We start from the raw sequence: 18,269 nt of genomic DNA, 5'->3' as shown, positions 1-18,269 counted from the left end.
GAATGGTGAGGGGGCTACCGGGCCACCGGGCCGGTGATGCGCGAGAAGGGATCCTGCACCGACCGCACGATCTCCTCGTCACTCGGCACGGTGCGGAACCGGTCGACGTTGCTCGCGGTGATCAGCGACTGGTCGACGTAGAATTCGCGGTTCTCGCGGGGCAGCGACGCGACGTCGATCTCCCCGGTCATGGCCTGGTAGCAGATGGCGAGGCCCATCGCGCCGTTGAAATAGGGATCGGTCGTGTAGGTGGAGAGCAGTTCGCCGTCGGCGATGGCGCCCAGGCCTTCCGGGGTGGCGTCCGCTGCGCTGGCGATCTTGATCTCGCCCGCCCGGCCTGCTTCGCGCACCGCCTGCAGGGCGCCCAGGGCCATGGAATCGGTTGCGGCCCAGATACCGTTCACCTGGTCGCCGTATTTGTTGAGCAGGGTCTGCGTGGTGGTGTACGCCTTGTTGCGGTCGAAGTCGGCGGGCTGGTCGTCGAGCAGGGTGACGCCGGACTGTCCGTCCATGGCCTGCTGGAAGCCCTGGAACCGGGTCTGGCTGATCTCGTTGGCGAGCAACCCCTGCAGCGCGATCACGCCGCCGGTGCCGCCGAGCGAATCGACGAGCGCCTTCCCCGTGTCGGCGCCCTGCTGGACCCCGTCGTAGGCGACGTAGGACGCCCACCCGTTGCCGACGTCCCAGGGGTGCAGGTCCGAGGGCTTGCTCCACTGGGTGACCGCGCACCCGCCGCTGTTCTGCACGGCGCGCACGATCGCCGGAGTGTCGGCGCTCGTGTTCGGATTGATGTTGAGCAGGACGGTCTTTCCCGCGGCGAGCACCGACTGCAGCTGCGACAGCGCGTTCTGCGAGTCGCCGCCGTAGACGATCACCTTCAGTTCGATCCCCAGCGATTCGGCGTACGCGCGGCTGCCCTGCACCCACGCGGCCTCGTACGGGTTGGTCAGCGACCGGACCTCGGAGACCATCACCATGTCGCCGCGGTCGACGGTGGCGCCGTCCCGCTCGGTCCGTTCCGATCCCGTCGAGCAGGCGACGGCGGAACTCGCCATGACGGAGATGGCCGCGGCAACGCCGACGGCCCGGGCCGCCGCCCTGACCGATCGGTTCGCCGGCGTCATCGTTCGTCCGAGCCGGTGCCCGCGGCACCCTTCAGCACGGCCCGACTGATGATGAGCCGCTGCATTTCACTGGTGCCTTCGTAGATCTTCGTGATGCGGGCGTCGCGGTAGAGGCGCTCCACCTCGTACCCGCGGATGAAGCCGTTGCCGCCGAACACCTGCACGGCGGCGTCGGCGTGGCGCACGCATCCCTCGGAGGCGTACAGCTTGGCCATCGAGCAGAGCGTCTCGGCGTCCGCCGCGCCGGTGTCGAGGGCCCGCGCCGCCTCGACCGACAGCGCGGTGCCGGCCCGCAGTTCGGTGGCGACCGTGGCGAGGGAGAACGAGATGCCCTGGTTGGCGGAGATCGGCTTGCCGAACTGGCTGCGGTCGAGGGACTGCCGGGTGGCGGCGTCCAGTGCGGCGCGGCTGATGCCGAGGCTCAGTCCCGAGATCCCGAGACGGCCCTTGGCCAGCACCTTCATCATGTAACCGAACGCCTTGCCCTCCTCGCCGAGGAGCGCGTCGGACGACAGCCGGACGGAGTCGAACACCAGCCCGCCGACCTGGGACGCCCGCTGACCCATCTTGTGCTCGTGGTAGGCGCGGCTGACGCCGGGCTGGTCGACATCCACCAGGAACACCGAGATGCCGCCGCGCTTCCCCAGTTCGGGATCGGTGACGGCGAGGACGACCGCGAAGTCCGCGACCGGGGCGTTGTGGATGTAGATCTTCTCGCCGCTGAGCACCCAGCCGTCGCCGCTGCGCACCGCCCGCGTGGTGATCGACCCGAGGTCGGATCCGGAGCCCGGCTCGGTGAGCGCGTAGGCGCAGCGCTTCTCGGCGGAGAGCATCGGGCGCAGGTACTGCTCCTGTTGCTCGGGGGTGCCGTAGTTGCCGAGCAGGCTGCCGAGGATCTCGACGAGCCCGCACTGGTCGGCCACCGACGCATAACCGTAGGACAGCGACTCCATGACGAACAGGTAGTCGAGGGCGGTGCCGCCGAATCCGCCGAACTTCTCGGGCACGGTGATGCCGAAGAGCCCGATCTTGCCCATCTCGGCGTAGATCTCTTCGGGGAATCGTTCGGTCTCGTCCAGTTCGGTGGCGACCGGCCGTATCCGTTCGTCGACGAACTCCGCGACGAGCTTGCGTTCGTCGGTTCCGAGCACGGACGACGGAATGACACTGTTTCCGGTGGGCATGTGGTTCTCTCCTCAGATGTGTACGGCGACGGGGGCGAACAGCCCCGCGTCCATCAGGCGTGGGTTCTTGATGATCGGACGGAATCCCATGTGCGGCAGAATGTCCCGATCGATGTCGATGCCGGGTGCGACCTCGGCGAGTTCGAGGCCGTCCCGGGTGAGCACGAAGACGGCGCGTTCGGTGACGTACACCGCCTCGCGTCCCTCACGGACGGCGAGAGCGCCGGAGTAGGTGACCTGGTCGACGCGGTCGACGAACTTCGGCACCGACCCTTCCCGCCGGATCACCAGTTCTCCCCCGACGATCTCGATGTCCAGTCCGCGCGCGGTGAAGGTTCCGCAGAACACGGCGCGCGGCGAGTTCTGGGAGATGTCGATGAATCCGCCCGGTCCGACGATGCCGCCGCCGATCTTGCTGACGTTGACGGCGCCGGTGACATCGACCTCGGCCATGCCCAGGCAGCTGACGTCGAGCATTCCACCCGAGAACAGGTCGAACTGGGTGGTCGACGAGTGCACGACCTTCGGTCCTCGTGCGGCCCCGAACAGGTCGCCGGAGACGGGGATGCCGTCGATCAGTCCCTGCTCGATGGCGAGGGTGACGTCGTCCAGGCGGTCCTGTTCGGCGAGCGCGTCCACGACCAGCGCGGACACCCCGAAGCCGACGTTCAGGACGTCGCCGTCCCGGACCTCGGCGGCGGCCCGCCGGGCGATCAGCATGCGGATCGGGTCGTGGTCCGTCGCGCCGAAGCCGGCGTTCGCCGCGTCGCCGGACAGTTCCGGGTCGAATTCGCCTGCGTACGTCTGCCATTGGGCCGGCGCGTGGACAACGTCGTCCACCAGGACCGCCGGGATGTGCACGAGCCGCGGATCGATCGACCGGTCCAGCAGATTCTTCACCTGGACGATGACCCGGCCGCCGCAGGCCTTCGCCGCCTGGGCGACGGCCAGCGCGTCGAGCTGCGCGGCCTCCCCCGAGCAGGTGACGTTGCCGGACGGGTCGATGGAATCGCCGCGGACGACGGCCACGTCGACGGGAAACGGCTTGTAGCGCAGATACTCACGACCGTCCAGCGTGAGGAGTTCGACGAGGTCCTCGGTGGCGGACGGCGTGAACTTGCCGCCACCGTGCCGCGGGTCGACGAACGTGTCGAGGCCCGTGGCGGTGACGAGGCCGGGCCGGCGCGCGCCGATCTCCCGCAGCAGCTGACTGATCGCGCCGCCGGGCCAGGCGTACGCCTCGATCTCGTCGTTGCGGACGAGTTCGATCATCGTCGGCGACCACGTCCAGTGCCCGCCGATGACCCGCTTGACCATGCCCTTGTGCGCGAGGTGGTTGGTTCCGCGGCGCACCCGGTCACCGATGCCCAGAGCGTGCACGATCGTGAGGTCCCTGGGCGATCCGGTCGCGAGAAAGCACTCCTCCAGCGCCTTCAGCACGGTGTCCGGTTCGAGGATTCCGCCGCCCGAACCGGTGAGGGCGATCGTCGATCCTGGTGCGATGCCGCGCACGGCTCTTGTCGCGGTGGTCGGTGTCCAGCGCCTCGCCGCGGCACCCGTTCCCGGCTGTGTCATATCCGCTCCTGTAAATGCTTACATCTGGCCAATCGGTCCATGAACGCCATGTACCTCGGTTATTGACACACTATATTGTGAGCTGAGCAACATCAAGAAAGCGATTACAGAAAGTTTTCGAGACCTGTCCGGCTACCGGAAAGGACACGATTCGCCGACGACTGTCGCGTCGGGCTGCTTCACCGCACCGGCGCAGCACTGTGCGCCGGGGTGACATGGATGATCGACGGCTCTGTCGCCGACCCCGCCTCTATCGCCGGGCGGGAACCCCGGCTCAGCTCGGGACGGGGCCCGTCGACTCGCGAATGACGACGTCCGCGGAGATCAGCGGCGGAGACGTGGTGGTCTCGTTGTTCAGGGCGGCACGCATCAGCGACCAGGCCTGGTCGCCCAGATCGATCTTGGGGCTCACGACCGTGGTCAGGCGCGGCGCCAGGTGCCGCGCCATGTCGATGTCGTCGAATCCGGTGACCGAAATGTCCTCGGGGACACGGAGTCCCCGCTCCCGCAGTTTCGAGATGACGCCGAGCGCCGTCAGGTCGTTGAAGCAGACGAGGGCCGTCGGCTCGTGCGTGAGCGCTTCCTCCACCACGTCGTAGCCACCCTCGATGGTCCCGTCCGACGGCACCGCCGTCGCCTCGATCCCGAGCACCTTCGCCATTTCGATGGCCCGCCACCGCTCGCGGTTCTGCCAGGCCAGGTCCGAACCCTTGACGTAGACGATCCGGCGGTGGTCGAGCTTCGCGAGGTGCCCGCACAGCTCCATCATCGGGGTGAAGTTGTCGACCGCGACCATGGGCAGATCGACCCCCAGCTCCACCCGGTTGACGAGCAGGACGGGCGTCGACTGCCTGGCGAGTTCCTTCAGCCCGCTCGTCGGAATCCTCGACGAGAGCAGCACGAGACCGTCGACCTGGCCGAGCAGGTCGAGCGCGGTGGCGAGTTCGTCTGCCGCGTCACCGGAGTAGTCGGCGACGAGCATGCGGTATCCGTCGGCAGTGGCGCCGTGGTGCATCTGCTTGACGACGTCGAAGAAGTACGCGTTGGCCAGGTCGGGCAGGATCACGCCCATGTTTCTCAGCGACCCGAGGACGAGTCCGCGGGCGGCGGTGCTGGGCCGGTAGGACAGCTCGTCGGCGACCTTGTGGACCCGGGCCGCGAGGTCCGGGGTCACCGACGAGCTGCCGCTCATGACGCGGGAGACGGTGGCGATCGAGACGCCGGCGGCCTTCGCTACGGTGTTGATCGTGACGCGACGGCTCGCGGGCACCCGGGTCTGATCAGCCATCGTTGCCTCTGCATCTCTCGTCGCCATTGCCACCGTCCACCCAGCGCAGGGTGGAAACGCTTACAGCGTAGCGCGAAGGCGGCTCCGGATCACCCGGACCCTCACTCCCCGTGCAACAACGCGCGCGTTCCGAGCAGTTTCCGCGACGTCAGCAGCACCTTGACGTGCCTGCTGCCGTTCGATTCGAGCTCCTCGACCGCGCGGCCGAACTCGTCCAGCGCGAACGTCGCGGTGTGCAGCGGCGACGCGTCCACCTGCCCCGACTCGAGCAGTCCTGCCGCGTCGACGAAGTCCTGCCGCACGTAGTTCCGGCACGCCACGACGGACAGTTCGCGGGCGTAGAGCGCGCTGTAGTCGAGTGTCAGTTCGTGCCCGGGTTTCGCGGACGCGATCGCCACGTACCGGCCGCCCGGAGCGAGGACCCGCAGCGCCAGCCGAGCGGATTCCTGGGAGCACACCGTGTCGTAGACCAGGTCGACCGATTCCGTCCGGTGCCGGAGCCAGCCCTCGAGCGCGTCACCCGAGTCCGTCGTGAAATCGCTCATCCCGCACGCCAGGGCGGGACGCTCCCGTTCGGTGTAGCGATCGACGCCGAACACCCGGACACCCCGGCTCCGGGCCACCAGTGTGGTCGCGAGACCGATCGCCCCGGTCCCGACGACCAGCGCGGTGTCCCCCGTCGACACGCCGCCGCGGCGGACGACGTGGACGCCGACGGCGAGCGGTTCGACGAGGGCCCCGAAACGGTCCAGCACCGCGTCGCTGACGGGCACGCACTGCGTCTCGGGGACGACGAACTCCTCACTGAAACACCCGCGCGGATCGGACAGCCCGAACACCCGGATACTCGGGCAGTTGTTGATCCTGCCGTCGCGGCAGGCGCGGCATCGGCCGCATCCCGTCGTCGGGTAGACCATCACGGGCTGCCCGACCGTGAGACTCGTTCCCGGGCCCACCCGCGACACGCGTCCGGCGCATTCGTGGCCCAGCACCGTGGGGTACGCGGCGACGGCGTTCCGGCCACGCAGATGCGACAGGTCGCCGCCGCATATCCCGGCCGAGTCGAGAGCGACGAGCACCTCCCCCTCACCGGGTTCGGCGACGTCACCGCGGTCGAGACGAAAGTCGTTCGGACCGTCGACCCGAATACTCAAGACTGACATGCACTTTCCCTTTCCTCGGAGACGATTTCCGGTGTCGTGCCGGCTGCGGCGGACCGGTAGGCGGCGTCGATCACCGACTGCACGCGCAACCCGGACCGGGCGTCGGACAGCGGCTCCGCCCCCGCCGCCCAACTGGTGAAGACGTCTTCGTACAGCGACCCGAACCACGCCGTCATCGACAGCGGGTCGGGTCCGGACGCGTCGACGGTCCCGTCGACGAGGGTGCGGGCACCGTCGCCGATCAGGACGAGCGAATCGCCCACCAGCCGAAGCTGTCCCGCGTCGCCGAAGAGGTGGATCGTCTCGGCGCCGCCCGGCCAGGCCGCCGTGCTCGCCGTCACCGACGCCGCATGTGTGCCGTGGTCGATCAGCAGGTGGATCGTGTCCTCGGCCTCGAGCCGCCCCCGGCTGGTGGAGGACGCGGCGACGACACTGCGCGCCGGTCCGGTCAGCGACAGGTAGAGGTCGAGGGTGTGGATGGCCTGGGTGATCAGCACTCCGCCGCCGTCGCGGTCCCAGGTGCCGCGCCCGGCCTCGGCGTAGTAGGAGTCCGGCCGCCACAGCGGGACAGCGACGGTCGCCGAGCGCAGCGTGCCGATCGCGCCGTCCGCGAGCAGTTGCCGCGTGCGGACGGCCGCCTCCTTGTAGCGGTGTTGGAGCGTGACCGCGGCCCGCACACCGGTCCGCTCCGCGACGTCCACGATCGCTTGCGCATCGGTCAGCGAGGCCGCCAGCGGTTTGTCGATCACCAGGTCCAGACCCCGTTCGGCCAGCGCCGACGCGACCGCGAGGTGACTCGACGGCGGCGTGACCACCACCGCCGTGTCGGCGTCGAGGGCCGCTGCCGCGTCGAGACTCGGGAGGATCCGCGCCTCCGGTGCCAGCCGGTGGGCGGCGGCCGCCCTCGTCTCGTCGCGCGTCACCACACCGGCCACGTCGGCGCCGACCGCCCGCAGGGCCGTGAGGTGCGCGGCGCTCGCGAGACCGGCGCCGACCACCACGACACGACGGGTCACGACGCCGCCTCGACGGGGGTGCGCGCACCCACGCTCCGGCCGAGAGTCTCGGGGAGCAGGGCGATGCCGATCAGACCCACGACGCTCAGGCCCATGAGGTAGCTCGCGACGAGCCAGGGTGTTCCGCCCGCGACGGCGACGAGGGCGGTGGCGACCAGCGGGATCGTGCCGCCGACCACCGCGGCCGGGATCTCCCGGGAGATCGCGATGCCGCTCCAGCGGATCTTGGTGGGGAACAGTTCGGAGAGCAGCGCGCCGCCCGGTCCGGACGTCGTGCCCTGGACGAGGCAGATGCCGAGGATCAGCGCCAGCCCGACCATCCACGGCGACCGGGTGCCGAGCATCATGAACATCGGGAACGGGAAGACGATCCCGAAGACCGCGCCGGACAACAGGACCGGCTTGCGGCCGATCCGGTCGGCCAGCCGGCCGAAGCCGAGGATGACGGGGATGGCGCAGAACTCGGCGACGATCAACCCGATCAGGGCCTGGGTGGAATCGACCCCGAGGGTCTTGGTGACGAACGACAGCGCGAAGACCTGCATGACGTAGGCCCATGGAATCACGAAGCTGAACAGGGCGAGTCCGCACAGGATCTGCCGCCAGTGGTTGCGGACCGCCTCGACCAGCGGTGCACGGTCGACCTCACCGTGCTGGGCGGCCTCCTCGAACACCGCCGTCTCGTTCACCTTCAGCCGCAGGTAGCCGGCGACGAGAACGATGACGGCACTGGCCAGGAATGGAATACGCCATCCCCAGGACAGGAAGAGGTCGTCGGGCATCAGCGTGAGCAACGCGAAGATCGCGGTGGCGCCGCCGGTTCCGACGTAGATCGCGGCCCCCGGATACGCACTGGAGAGCGCTCGCCGGGAACTGTCGGTGGATTCGGAGACCATCGTGATCGCCCCGGCGAACTCGGCGCCCGCGCCTGCGCCCTGGAACAGGCGGAGGACGATCAGGAGGATCGGCGCCCAGATGCCGATCGCGTCCGCGGTGGGCAGTGCCCCGATCAGCGTCGTCGAGGCGCCCATCACGAGCAGGGTCATGAGGAGCATCGGCTTGCGGCCGATCCGGTCACCGAAGTGCGCGAAGACCAGCCCACCGATCGGGCGGGCGCCGAGGCCGACGGCGAACGTCCCGAAGGCGGCCATCGTGCCGGCGAGGGATCCCGCCCCGGGGAAGTAGAGGGGCCCGAAGACGAGGGCGGCCGCGAGACCGTAGAGCGTGAAGTCGTACCACTCGATCACGGTTCCCGCCGCGCTCGCCTTGATCACCCGGCGGCGTTGCTGCCCCGCCGACCCGTACGGCACCGCGGTCGACCGCTCGGTGCCGAGTTCGGTCATGCCCATCGAGAACTCCTGACTGTGGAAAGGAACTGCCGGAACCCGACTACTATGACCCACGTCACCGAATTTGTAAACGCTTTCTCATCTGCGCGGCGCGATTCCCGTTTTCACAGTTCACGGCTATATGCTCGATCTCTTCCCAGCTGCATGCGGTTGGATACCGCTTTCAGAGGAACCCGTGTCCGCCGACAGCAGGCGCTCGGACCGGAGATCGATGGCGACCTGTTCGCCGAGTTCGGCCCCGGCGAAGTCGCGATAGGCGCGCATTCTCCGAACCGGCGCCGGTCAGTACCCACAGATCACCTCCCGGGGCGTACTCCGCGGCGGCGCGCGGGCCGATCGAATGGAACCTGGCGGTCCGAAACGGTTAGATGGGACCTGAGGTTCCGGACAGTGCAGCGTCGTACGTCGGAGTGAACGGAGACACAGATGCCAGGCCCAGTCGCGAGATTGGCACCCCAAGCAGTCCTCACTCCGCCCAGCCCTGCCTCCCTGTTCCTGGTGCTCGTCGCCGGACGCTCCGACGAAGACCGCGCGACGGTGTGCGACGTGATCTCCGGAATCGACGGACCGCTCAAGGCCGTGGGATTCCGCGAACTCGCCGGCTCCCTGTCCTGCGTGGTCGGTGTCGGCGCGGAGTTCTGGGACCGCGTGAGCGCGTCGTCGAAGCCGGCCCACCTGCACCCGTTCGTCCCACTGTCCGGACCGGCCCACAGCGCGCCCTCCACACCCGGCGACGTGCTGTTCCACATCAAGGCCTCGCGCAAGGACCTGTGCTTCGAACTGGGCCGCCAGATCGTCTCCGCGCTGGGGTCCGCCGCCACCGTCGTCGACGAGGTGCACGGCTTCCGCTATTTCGATTCCCGCGATCTCCTCGGATTCGTCGACGGCACCGAAAATCCCACCGAAGACGACGCGTCCGACGCCGCGCTGATCGGCGACGAGGACCCCGACTTCCGGGGCGGCAGTTACGTGATCGTGCAGAAGTACCTGCACGACATGGGTGGGTGGAGCACGCTGAGCACCGAGGAGCAGGAGCGGGTCATCGGGCGCACCAAGCTCGACAACATCGAACTCGACGACGCCGTCCAGCCGAGCAATTCGCACGTCACCCTCAACAGCATCGTCGACGAAGACGGGGTCGAGCACGAGATCCTGCGGGACAACATGGCATTCGGCAGTCTCGGCGAGGCCGAGTACGGCACGTACTTCATCGGGTACGCCAAGGATCCCGCCGTGACCGAGTTGATGCTGCGAAGAATGTTTCTCGGTGAGCCGCCCGGAAACTACGACCGCATCCTCGACTTCTCGACGGCGGCCACCGGCACGTTGTTCTTCGTGCCGAGCCGGGACGTGCTCGGATCGCTCGGCGACGCGCCGGCCGCCGCGGAGTCGGCGCCCGACGACCCGGTCGAGCCCGCCGCGGCCGACCCGTACGAACTGTCCCTGAAAATCGGTGGTCTCAAAGGAGTATCGCAATGAGTGATTCGAGCAATCTGCACCGCAACCTGGCACCCGTCACCGAGGCAGCCTGGCAGCAGATCGGCGAAGAGGCCACCCGCACGTTCAAGCGCCACGTCGCGGGCCGGCGCGTGGTCGACGTCGCGGGACCGTTCGGATACTCCTATTCGGCGCACAACCTCGGCCGGGTCAACCCGATCAAGACTTCCGACAGCAGGATCCGCGCCCAGCAGCGGCAGGTCGACCCGCTCGTCGAACTCCGGTTCCCGTTCACCCTGAGCCGCGCCGAGGTCGACGATGTCGCCCGCGGTTCCCTCGACTCCGACTGGCAGCCCGTCAAGGACGCCGCGAAGGCGGTCGCGTTCGCGGAAGACCAGTCGATCTTCCAGGGATTCGACGAGGCCGGCATCCGCGGGCTCGGACCGTCCAGCGACAACCCGGTCCTCAGTCTGCCGGAGGATCCGCTGCTGATCCCCGACGCCGTCGCCTCCGCGCTGTCGGCGCTGCGACTCGCCGGAGTCGAGGGACCGTACTCGGTGGTGCTCGACGCCGACGCGTACACCGCGGTCAGCGAGACCCGCGACGAGGGACATCCGGTGTTCCACCACCTGCGCGACCTGGTCACCGGGGACATCATCTGGGCACCCGCGATCAGCGGTGGATACGTGCTGTCCACGCGTGGTGGCGACAACCAGCTGACCCTCGGCACGGACCTGTCGATCGGCTACGACAGCCACACCGCCGACGAAGTGACGCTCTACCTCGAGGAGACGTTCACGTTCGCCTCGCTCACCGCGGAGGCGGCAGTCGTCCTCTCACGCTGACGCGCACTGCACGCTGGGGGCCGTCAGCCACCGAACAGCAGGTACAGCCCACCGAACGTGTAGGTGACCATGGTGAGCAGCAGTGCCAGCTGCCCGGTCAGCTGATGGCCCCGCGGCAGAAGCCGCACCGATTTGTCATGTGCTGCAATCACTCCCAGCACGTGCCCGGCCAGGACGAACAGCACCTTGATCGACGCCGAGGCGGCGGGGTGCGCGGACAGCACGTACCAGACCTCGGCGTCGCCGAGCCCCAGCGGGTTCCAGCCCCGCCCCAGCGGGTCGGCCAGCAGGATCACCGTCGCCTGCCCCTTCTCCACCAGATACGTCAGATAGTGCGCGAAGACGTAACCGATGATGATCGGGATCAGCGAATGCGACAGCTGCCCCGGGAGAGCGGCGCGCTGCTCGGGCCGCAGTCCCCCGGTGGCCCGCGAGGCCACCCAGAACGACACCCCGACGAAGCCGACGAAGACCAGGAGCCCGGCCGTGCGCACGAGGGTGGCGCCGATCGGGGAACCGATCCCGTCCACCAGACGCGACCACCAGGGGAAGGCCGAGAAACTGTCGAAGGCAGTGGACCCCAGCAGGGTTGCCATCAACGCGACCGAGCCGGCCCGGACGGGCATCGATCCCAGGTGATCCAGCGGGTTGCGCAGCACGATCCGTCCGCTCGGCCGGTCCCGGCTCAGCGGAGACAGCCGCGACGCCAGCGTGCTGTACACCTCGAACGGATCGCCCCGCTCGCACCAGCGCTCGCCGCACAGAAACGCCCCGGCCGTCGTGACCACGACGTACACGAGCAGCCACGTGCGCACCGCGGCCACGGAACCCGGGTCGCCGGAGGCGAGTTCGAGCCAGACGAAGGCGAACAATCCCGCGACCGCGGGCCGGTAACCCCACGAGTTGCGGTACCGCGCATCATTTTCCGCCGGTGAGCGCCCGATCGCCGCGCACACCGATCGGTGCACGGTGCGGACCGGGGACAGCACCCGCCAGACCGGCCCGAACGCCAGCGACGCCGCGACCAGCCCCACCCAGAGCAGCACGTAGAACACGCCCGGCAGTGCGTTCTCCGACGACGCCGACGGTCCGAAGAAGGCGGCGAGGGCCACCCACACCGCGAACACCACACCGGCCGCGGCCAGCACGTTCCGCGTGACCGGCGCGTCGGCGAACCGGGTCACCCAGCCGGGCAGCCCGCGCCCCGGGTTGTCCGGATCCAGCTTCGGGGTGCGCCACGCGAACGCCAGCACCACGAAGGAGACGGTGAGCGCCCAACTCGCCCCGACCAGCGCATACGTGAACGGGATGGGAAGGTCGGTGGATCCGCCCAGGCCGTGCGCGAGAACAGCGGTCATGGACGCACGAGCAGGGTGGCCACCGTCTTACCCGTGTCGTGCAATTCCACCGCCACCTGGCCCGGAACATCAACGGAGAACTGGGTTTCCTGCGTTCCGGGGTGAATCTCGAACGAGTGCTCCGGAACGGCGTGCACGTGCAACTCGTCGTCGGCGTCGCTGTCGATCCGCACCGTGATGTTCTCCCCCACCGTCGCCTCGATACGTTCGTTGCCCGGTGTGACCGTGCCGTTCTCGATCACGACGTCGATCACGACGCCGTCCTCCGTGGCCGGGGTGTCATCGTCGCCTCCGCAGCCCGACACCAGGGCGACGACGACAGCGGGTATCACCACAATTCCGGCCAACCGCCTGATCACCTAGTTCTCCTCTTCGTTCTCGCTCGGACCGTGCTTCGCGTTCTCGGCATTCTCGGCGGCTTCCGCCTTGCGGTCCCGGACCGCCAGGTAGATGACCAGTCCGGCCACCAGGAACGCGGGGACGAACGCCGGAATCGCCAGCAGCACCGAATGATCGGCGAGGTAGACGATGTCCGGATCGTGCACCGGATTCATGTCACCGTCACGTCCTCGCGGGCGCCGGTGGCCGCCTGCCCCTGCGTGTACTTGCTGATCCGGCCCGCTCCCCATGCCAGCGCGGTGATCAGCGCCAGAGTGCACACGAGCACCACCAGCGATGCGGCGCCGAACAGCCAGGACGGGTGGTCGAAATTCCGCTCCCGCTGCAGGATGGTGATCTCCGGGACGAAGTCGCGGGTCGAGGACGCGACGGCGGGCAGTTCCTCCGCGCCGATGCCCGGGTCGCTGGGCAGGTAGATCGGGACGGCCGTCATCGTGCGCCCGTCCTGCACGCGCAGCAACGTCTTCCACGTTCCGTGGACCGGGACCGGCTCGTGCGTCCGGTAGGTGCCGGGCCCGGTGCGTTCGAGCCGGTCGACCGTGAATCCGTTGCCGAGTCCGGGGCCGCCCTGCCAGGACAGGATGGACACCCACGCCGGATCATCGCTCGCGAGATCGGGTGGGTCGATGCGCACCTCCGCGTCGACCATGCGGCCGCCGTCCGGGGCGGCCTCCGTGAGAGCGATCGTCGCGGTGGCGCTGTCCGGGACCGTGGCGACCAGGCCGTTCGCGGTGGCGCCGGCGATCACCACGACGGTGACGACGACGATGGTGCGGCTGATCGCAGGGCGCGGAAGCCCCTCGGAGCGGAGCACCCGCCCGAGCAGGGCGCCGCAGGCTCCGGCCGCGATGGCGACGGGCACGGCCATGGCCAGCGCCTCCGGCCACATGCCGGTGGGCCAGGGATAGATGTACACGGCGTCGATCCACAGCGACTCGAGCCACAGCCCGACCGTCGCGACGAGCAGTCCGCAGACGGCGCCGAACGCCACCCGATTCTTGATCAGCGGTGTCAGAGCGAGCAATTCGATCACCACCGCGGCGCCGAGGCACAGTTCGAACACGTTGGTGGGGGCACCGAGAACCGGTCCGACGATCAGCGCCGTGATCGCGCGCACGACACCTGCCACCGCCACGGCCACGATCGCCGCGAACGGTCCGAGAACGATGCGCGCCGCCACCAGGGTGAAGGCGGCCGCTCCGGCGATCATCATCGGTTGCAGGACGAGCCGGAACTGCTCGACGCCGAAGTCGTATTCGATCTGGAAGACGGACAGGCCGATGAGCAGGCCGCCGAACGTGCCGCACCGCAGGAACCAGATGAGCCGGCTGTCCGGCTTCACCTCTCCGGGGGTCGCCATCCGGCCCTCGTAGTCCAGGAGCAGGACGCCGATCAGCGACAGTCCCGCACCACCGATCAGCATCAGGTGCGTCGGTCCCCACAGCGTGACGTCCTGACCGAAGATGCGGTGCCAGACGTCGTCGAGCGGGAATCCGATGAGGGCGTACAGACCCGCTCCGGCCACGAGGACGCCGCCGACCGGGACGTACCAGGTGCGGGTGATCTTGATCGCCGCCGGACCGGGTTTCTCCTCGCGCGGCAGGATCATCGCCAGCATTCCGGTGATGAACAGCAGGAACAGCCCGACGAGGATGAAGTAGTGCGCGGGGTTCGCGAGCGGCCCGTCGTCGCGGCCCCGCCCGATGTGCAGGCTGACGTCCCAGATGAAACCGAAGAACGCCGTCAGGATGGTCCCGACGAACGTCACCAGGGGCAGGGCCACCCACGGGGGCCGGTCGAGTGCGCGCGATGTCGCGTCGGCGATCGTCTGCAGCCACGTGATCTTGCGTGTGCGATGCAGGTACGCGATCCACAGCAGACCCACGGTGATGATCGCCGTCGCCACCGTGATTCCGATGATCTGGTCGAATGCCGCACCGCCACCCTCTCCGCCCGACTGGGCGAGAATGAGTGAACTCGGAGTAACAGTAACTTGGCTCACGGGGTGATTATGTGCGCCTCGTGCCGAAAATGCCAGACCCTCGACCCGGAAACCGGCGGACCGTATGCAAATCTATTCAGATCTGCGATCGAACATAGATACGGCTAGATTCCCCTAGCGACGCCTCGACCAGCGACAACTGCCACCGGCCGCACGCGCAGCCGAGGTAGGTGACCACGCCCGTGCTCGTTCGATGCCGGGATACTTCCTGCCAGTCGTGTTCGTGATGTTCGCTCATGCACCCAGCGTGATGTAATGGCATTGTGCATCTCAACCCTTACGGGGAGTATGCGGTCACGCTCGCCGCCGACCTCGCGAATCATCCGCCCGCATCGACCGGGGAACTCGTCGGCCGATGCGTCGACGCCGGCATCGTCGTCGACTTCCCCGTCACCGACGACGACCTCGCCGACGTGCTCGCCATGCTCGACCGATGGTCGGCGATCGCCGACGCCACCAGCGACGAAACCCGGGCCGAACAGGTCAACCTCCTGCTCACGAAGGCGTCCGCCTACCCGCGACTGACCAACCACGCCGGCGACGGCTGGCACCTCCACTACCGCGACGACCAGCAGTCCCTCGCCGGCGTCCTCGAGGCGCTGTTCTCCGTCGGCACCGCGCTGCACCTCGTCGGCCGCGGCATGCATCGTCTCGGCCGCTGCGCGCTCGAGGAGTGCACCGCCATCTATGCCGACACCTCGCGCAACGGCCGTCAACGGTACTGCTCACCCAGGTGCGCGAACCGGGACGCCGTACGACGCCACCGAGCGCGCTGACCCGTGTGCGAAATCCTCCTCCGTGTACTCCCGCTTCTCGACTACCGACTCGAGGACAGGAACGCCGTCGACCCCGACAGATCGCCGGGACGGTGGGTGCGGGACTGCACCAGCCCGCGGCGTTCGAGGATCGGCCGCACCCCTTCGCCGAAGTTGAAGGCCTCTTCGAGGTGCGGGTAGCCGGAAAGGACGAAGTGGTCGAGTCCGAGTGCCGCGTATTCGGCGATGCGGTCGGCGACCTCCTCGTGGGAGCCGACCAGCGCGGTGCCCGCGCCGCCGCGGACCAGGCCGACCCCGGACCACAGGTTCGGGGCCACCTCGAGGGCGCGTGCGCCGGCGTCCTTCGAGTAGGCGCTCCCACCGCCGTGCAGTTCGCGCATGCGCCGCTGGCCCTCGGAACCCGAGCGGGCCAGGCTCTGCTGCGCCTGCTCGACGGTTGCCGGGTCGAGAGCGGACAGCAGGCGGTCGGCCTCGGCCCACGCCTCCTCGGACGTGTCGCGGCTGATCACGTGCAGCCGGATGCCGTAGTCGAGGGTGCGGCCCTGGACGTCGGCGAGGTCGCGGATCCAGGCGATCTTCCCGGCGACGGCACTCGGCGGCTCGCCCCAGGTGAGGTAGGTGTCGGCGAACTGGGACGCGACGGTGCCCGCCGCCGGCGACGACCCGCCGAAGAAGATCGGCGGCACCGGGTCGGGGATGCGCTGCAACTGGGCGTTCTCCACCCGGATGTACTCGCCCGCGTAGTCGACCGGTCCGGTTCCCTCCCACAGCTTTCGGATGACGTCGAGGAACTCGCCGCAGCGGGCGTAGCGCTGGTTCTTGTCGAGGTAGTCGCCGTAGGTGCGCTGCTCGTGGTCCTCACCGCCGGTGACGACGTTGATCAACAGCCGCCCCTGCGACTGCCACTGGAACGTCGCCGCCATCTGCGCTGCCAGGGTGGGGCTGAGCAGTCCGGGGCGCAGCGCGACCAGGAACTTCAGCGTCTCGGTGGTCTCCAGCATCATGGCCGTGGTGAGCCAGGCGTCCTCGCACCACGCACCGGTGGGCGTCAGGACCGATTCGAAACCGTTCGACTCCGCCGCTGCGCCGATCTGATTGAGGTATCGCAGCGTCGCGGGACGGTCTCCTGCCATGGAACTCCCGTGACCACCCGCCATCAGGTTGCGGGAATCACCGTAGGTGGGAAGGAACCAGTGGAAATGCAGAGACACGCGCGATCCTCTTGTCGACGACAGATGGGCAGCGCAGGCCAGTTCATCAACGACGGAGCCGGGCCGCGAGGGTTTCGATCACCGTGATTCAGAGTAGTGCTCGACCGCAGCCGGCAAGGTTACGGTCGCCGCGCTATGACTACGCTGTCCGACGCCCCGTACACATCCTCGAACGAATCCGACCTCGAACGGCGCAAGCGGCTCCGCACCGTCGTCGCCGCCAGCCTGCTGGGGACGACTGTCGAGTGGTACGACTTCTTTCTCTACGCGACGGCGGCCAGCCTGGTCTTCAACCAGCTGTTCTTCCCCGATCAGAGTTCGTTCGTCGGCACCATGCTGGCGTTCGCCACGTTCGCAGTCGGTTTCGTGGTCCGGCCGATCGGCGGAGTCGTCTTCGGCCACATCGGCGACCGCATCGGACGGAAGAAGACGCTCGCGCTCACCATGTTCATCATGGGCATCGCCACCGCCCTGATGGGTGTGCTGCCGACGGCCGCGCAGGTCGGGGTGATCGCGCCGATCCTGCTGCTCCTGCTGCGCATCCTGCAGGGGTTCGCGCTGGGCGGCGAGTGGGCGGGCGCAGTGCTCCTCGCCGTCGAACACAGCCCCGCGAAGAAGCGCGGCATCTTCGGCAGCATCCCCCAGATCGGCCTGGCGCTGGGCCTGGCCCTGGGCACCGGCGTCTTCGCCGCACTGCAGGTGATCTTCGACGACGCCCAGTTCCTCACGTACGGATGGCGCATTGCCTTCCTGCTGAGCCTGATCCTCGTCTTCGTCGGATTCGTGGTTCGCCTGAAGGTCGAGGAGACTCCCGCGTTCCAGGAGGTTCACGACCTCTCGAAGCGCTCCTCCGCTCCGCTGAAGGACGTATTCCGCGGCCGGGTGCGCCGGGGCACCGTCCTCGGCCTGCTCTCGCGTTGGGGCGAGGGCGCCGCGTTCAACACCTGGGGCGTCTTCGCGATCACCTACGCCACCAAGGATCTGGAGTTCGCCAAGATTCCCGTTCTCCTCGTCGTCACCGTCGCCGCGACGGTCATGGCGGTGCTCCTGCCCTTCTCCGGACTGTTGGTCGACCGGTACGGGGCCAAGCGGATCTACCTCATCGGGATCGGGGCCTACGGACTCGCGGTCTTCCCCGCGTTCGCCCTGTTCGGGACGGAGAATCTGGCCCTGTTCGGCGTCGCGATGGTGCTGGTGTTCGGCGTCGTCCATGCCCTCTTCTACGGGGCGCAGGGCACGCTGTACGCGAGCCTGTATCCCACCGAGATCCGCTACACGGGTCTGTCCGTCGTGTACCAGTTCTCCGGGATCTACGCCTCGGGCATCACGCCGATGATCCTCACCGCCCTGATCGCCGCCGCCGGCGGTACCCCCTGGCTGGCCTGCGGGTATCTCGTCGCCACCTCGGTCGTCAGCGTCGTGGCGACCGCCCTGATCCGGAAGCAGGACCTCTACCTCTGAGACCGCCCCACTTTCCGAACGGGCTCTGACGGCCACGTTCGATACACCGGTGTATCCGATACGCTAGTGTATCGACGGTTG

17 protein-coding genes are annotated in these 18,269 nt (G+C 68.4%); 4 read left to right on the top strand and 13 right to left on the bottom strand.

Annotated features, from left to right (window positions below; translation table 11 throughout):
* Positions 1-14: 14 nt before the first annotated feature.
* From P3H15_RS25085 to P3H15_RS25055, 7 genes are all read right to left on the bottom strand, one after another.
* A complete protein-coding gene (locus P3H15_RS25085; RefSeq protein ID WP_276139728.1) occupies positions 15-1,055 on the bottom strand; it encodes a sugar ABC transporter substrate-binding protein in 1,041 nt (346 codons plus the stop codon).
* Between the two features lie 65 nt (positions 1,056-1,120).
* A complete protein-coding gene (locus P3H15_RS25080; protein WP_276139704.1) occupies positions 1,121-2,308 on the bottom strand; it encodes an acyl-CoA dehydrogenase family protein in 1,188 nt (395 codons plus the stop codon).
* 12 nt (positions 2,309-2,320) lie between these two features.
* On the bottom strand, positions 2,321-3,883 hold the full coding sequence (locus P3H15_RS25075; RefSeq protein WP_276139703.1) for a CoA-transferase: 1,563 nt from the start codon (positions 3,881-3,883) through the stop codon (positions 2,321-2,323).
* 274 nt (positions 3,884-4,157) lie between these two features.
* Entirely contained in the window at positions 4,158-5,171 is a 1,014-nt protein-coding gene (locus tag P3H15_RS25070; RefSeq protein WP_276139702.1) for a LacI family DNA-binding transcriptional regulator, read from the bottom strand.
* Positions 5,172-5,272: 101 nt separating this feature from the next.
* Positions 5,273-6,325: an alcohol dehydrogenase catalytic domain-containing protein gene (locus tag P3H15_RS25065; RefSeq protein WP_346348803.1), complete on the bottom strand. Its 1,053-nt coding sequence runs from the start codon at positions 6,323-6,325 to the stop codon at positions 5,273-5,275.
* The gene (locus P3H15_RS25060; protein ID WP_276139700.1) at positions 6,322-7,350 is read right to left on the bottom strand and encodes a Gfo/Idh/MocA family protein; all 1,029 of its coding nucleotides are present in this window, start codon (positions 7,348-7,350) and stop codon (positions 6,322-6,324) included. Before P3H15_RS25060 ends, P3H15_RS25065 begins: the two co-directional genes overlap by 4 nt.
* Positions 7,347-8,699 (bottom strand): MFS transporter, encoded by a 1,353-nt coding sequence (locus tag P3H15_RS25055; RefSeq protein ID WP_276139699.1) that lies wholly within the window; start codon positions 8,697-8,699, stop codon positions 7,347-7,349. The genes P3H15_RS25060 and P3H15_RS25055 overlap by 4 nt, the downstream gene beginning before the upstream one ends.
* Before the next feature lie 426 nt (positions 8,700-9,125).
* On the opposite strand from P3H15_RS25055, the gene P3H15_RS25050 reads away from it, so the two are divergent.
* Positions 9,126-10,178 (top strand): Dyp-type peroxidase, encoded by a 1,053-nt coding sequence (locus P3H15_RS25050; RefSeq protein WP_276139698.1) that lies wholly within the window; start codon positions 9,126-9,128, stop codon positions 10,176-10,178.
* Positions 10,175-10,981, top strand: a complete 807-nt coding sequence (locus tag P3H15_RS25045) for a family 1 encapsulin nanocompartment shell protein (protein ID WP_276139697.1) — start codon at positions 10,175-10,177, stop codon at positions 10,979-10,981. The genes P3H15_RS25050 and P3H15_RS25045 overlap by 4 nt, the downstream gene beginning before the upstream one ends.
* 23 nt (positions 10,982-11,004) lie before the next feature.
* Here the strand turns inward: P3H15_RS25045 and P3H15_RS25040 are convergent, their stop codons facing one another.
* From P3H15_RS25040 to P3H15_RS25020, 5 genes are all read right to left on the bottom strand, one after another.
* Positions 11,005-12,339: a hypothetical protein gene (locus P3H15_RS25040; protein ID WP_276139696.1), complete on the bottom strand. Its 1,335-nt coding sequence runs from the start codon at positions 12,337-12,339 to the stop codon at positions 11,005-11,007.
* Positions 12,336-12,698 (bottom strand): hypothetical protein, encoded by a 363-nt coding sequence (locus tag P3H15_RS25035; protein WP_276139695.1) that lies wholly within the window; start codon positions 12,696-12,698, stop codon positions 12,336-12,338. Before P3H15_RS25035 ends, P3H15_RS25040 begins: the two co-directional genes overlap by 4 nt.
* Entirely contained in the window at positions 12,699-12,893 is a 195-nt protein-coding gene (locus P3H15_RS25030; protein ID WP_276139694.1) for a hypothetical protein, read from the bottom strand.
* A complete protein-coding gene (locus P3H15_RS25025; RefSeq protein WP_276139693.1) occupies positions 12,890-14,740 on the bottom strand; it encodes a hypothetical protein in 1,851 nt (616 codons plus the stop codon). The genes P3H15_RS25030 and P3H15_RS25025 overlap by 4 nt, the downstream gene beginning before the upstream one ends.
* A 76-nt stretch (positions 14,741-14,816) precedes the next feature.
* The gene (locus tag P3H15_RS25020) at positions 14,817-14,978 is read right to left on the bottom strand and encodes a hypothetical protein (RefSeq protein WP_276139692.1); all 162 of its coding nucleotides are present in this window, start codon (positions 14,976-14,978) and stop codon (positions 14,817-14,819) included.
* A gap of 25 nt (positions 14,979-15,003) precedes the next feature.
* Here P3H15_RS25020 and P3H15_RS25015 point away from each other — a divergent pair, with 25 nt between their 5' ends.
* Positions 15,004-15,516, top strand: coding sequence for a CGNR zinc finger domain-containing protein (locus P3H15_RS25015; RefSeq protein ID WP_276139691.1), 513 nt, complete (start codon positions 15,004-15,006; stop codon positions 15,514-15,516).
* A gap of 41 nt (positions 15,517-15,557) precedes the next feature.
* Here P3H15_RS25015 and P3H15_RS25010 read toward each other — a convergent pair whose 3' ends face one another.
* On the bottom strand, positions 15,558-16,727 hold the full coding sequence (locus P3H15_RS25010) for an LLM class flavin-dependent oxidoreductase (RefSeq protein ID WP_276139690.1): 1,170 nt from the start codon (positions 16,725-16,727) through the stop codon (positions 15,558-15,560).
* A gap of 135 nt (positions 16,728-16,862) precedes the next feature.
* On the opposite strand from P3H15_RS25010, the gene P3H15_RS25005 reads away from it, so the two are divergent.
* Complete coding sequence (locus P3H15_RS25005; protein ID WP_276139689.1) at positions 16,863-18,188, top strand: MFS transporter; 1,326 nt, start codon at positions 16,863-16,865, stop codon at positions 18,186-18,188.
* The last annotated feature ends 81 nt before the right edge of the window (positions 18,189-18,269 follow it).

Source organism: Rhodococcus sp. T2V (genome assembly GCF_029269925.1).
GTDB classification, from domain to species: domain Bacteria; phylum Actinomycetota; class Actinomycetes; order Mycobacteriales; family Mycobacteriaceae; genus Rhodococcus_F; species Rhodococcus_F koreensis.
The sequence above is the reverse complement of the archived record's forward strand: the minus strand, read 5'-3'. Positions and strand labels throughout refer to the sequence as shown.

Coding starts and splice junctions, on each gene's coding strand:
- P3H15_RS25030 (WP_276139694.1), bottom strand. CDS start 12,893: ATGAATCCGGTGCACGATCCGGACATCGTCTACCTCGCCGATCATTCG.
- P3H15_RS25080 (WP_276139704.1), bottom strand. CDS start 2,308: ATGCCCACCGGAAACAGTGTCATTCCGTCGTCCGTGCTCGGAACCGAC.
- P3H15_RS25045 (WP_276139697.1), top strand. CDS start 10,175: ATGAGTGATTCGAGCAATCTGCACCGCAACCTGGCACCCGTCACCGAG.
- P3H15_RS25075 (WP_276139703.1), bottom strand. CDS start 3,883: ATGACACAGCCGGGAACGGGTGCCGCGGCGAGGCGCTGGACACCGACC.
- P3H15_RS25020 (WP_276139692.1), bottom strand. CDS start 14,978: ATGAGCGAACATCACGAACACGACTGGCAGGAAGTATCCCGGCATCGA.
- P3H15_RS25085 (WP_276139728.1), bottom strand. CDS start 1,055: ATGGCGAGTTCCGCCGTCGCCTGCTCGACGGGATCGGAACGGACCGAG.
- P3H15_RS25005 (WP_276139689.1), top strand. CDS start 16,863: ATGACTACGCTGTCCGACGCCCCGTACACATCCTCGAACGAATCCGAC.
- P3H15_RS25050 (WP_276139698.1), top strand. CDS start 9,126: ATGCCAGGCCCAGTCGCGAGATTGGCACCCCAAGCAGTCCTCACTCCG.
- P3H15_RS25070 (WP_276139702.1), bottom strand. CDS start 5,171: ATGGCTGATCAGACCCGGGTGCCCGCGAGCCGTCGCGTCACGATCAAC.
- P3H15_RS25055 (WP_276139699.1), bottom strand. CDS start 8,699: ATGGGCATGACCGAACTCGGCACCGAGCGGTCGACCGCGGTGCCGTAC.
- P3H15_RS25040 (WP_276139696.1), bottom strand. CDS start 12,339: ATGACCGCTGTTCTCGCGCACGGCCTGGGCGGATCCACCGACCTTCCC.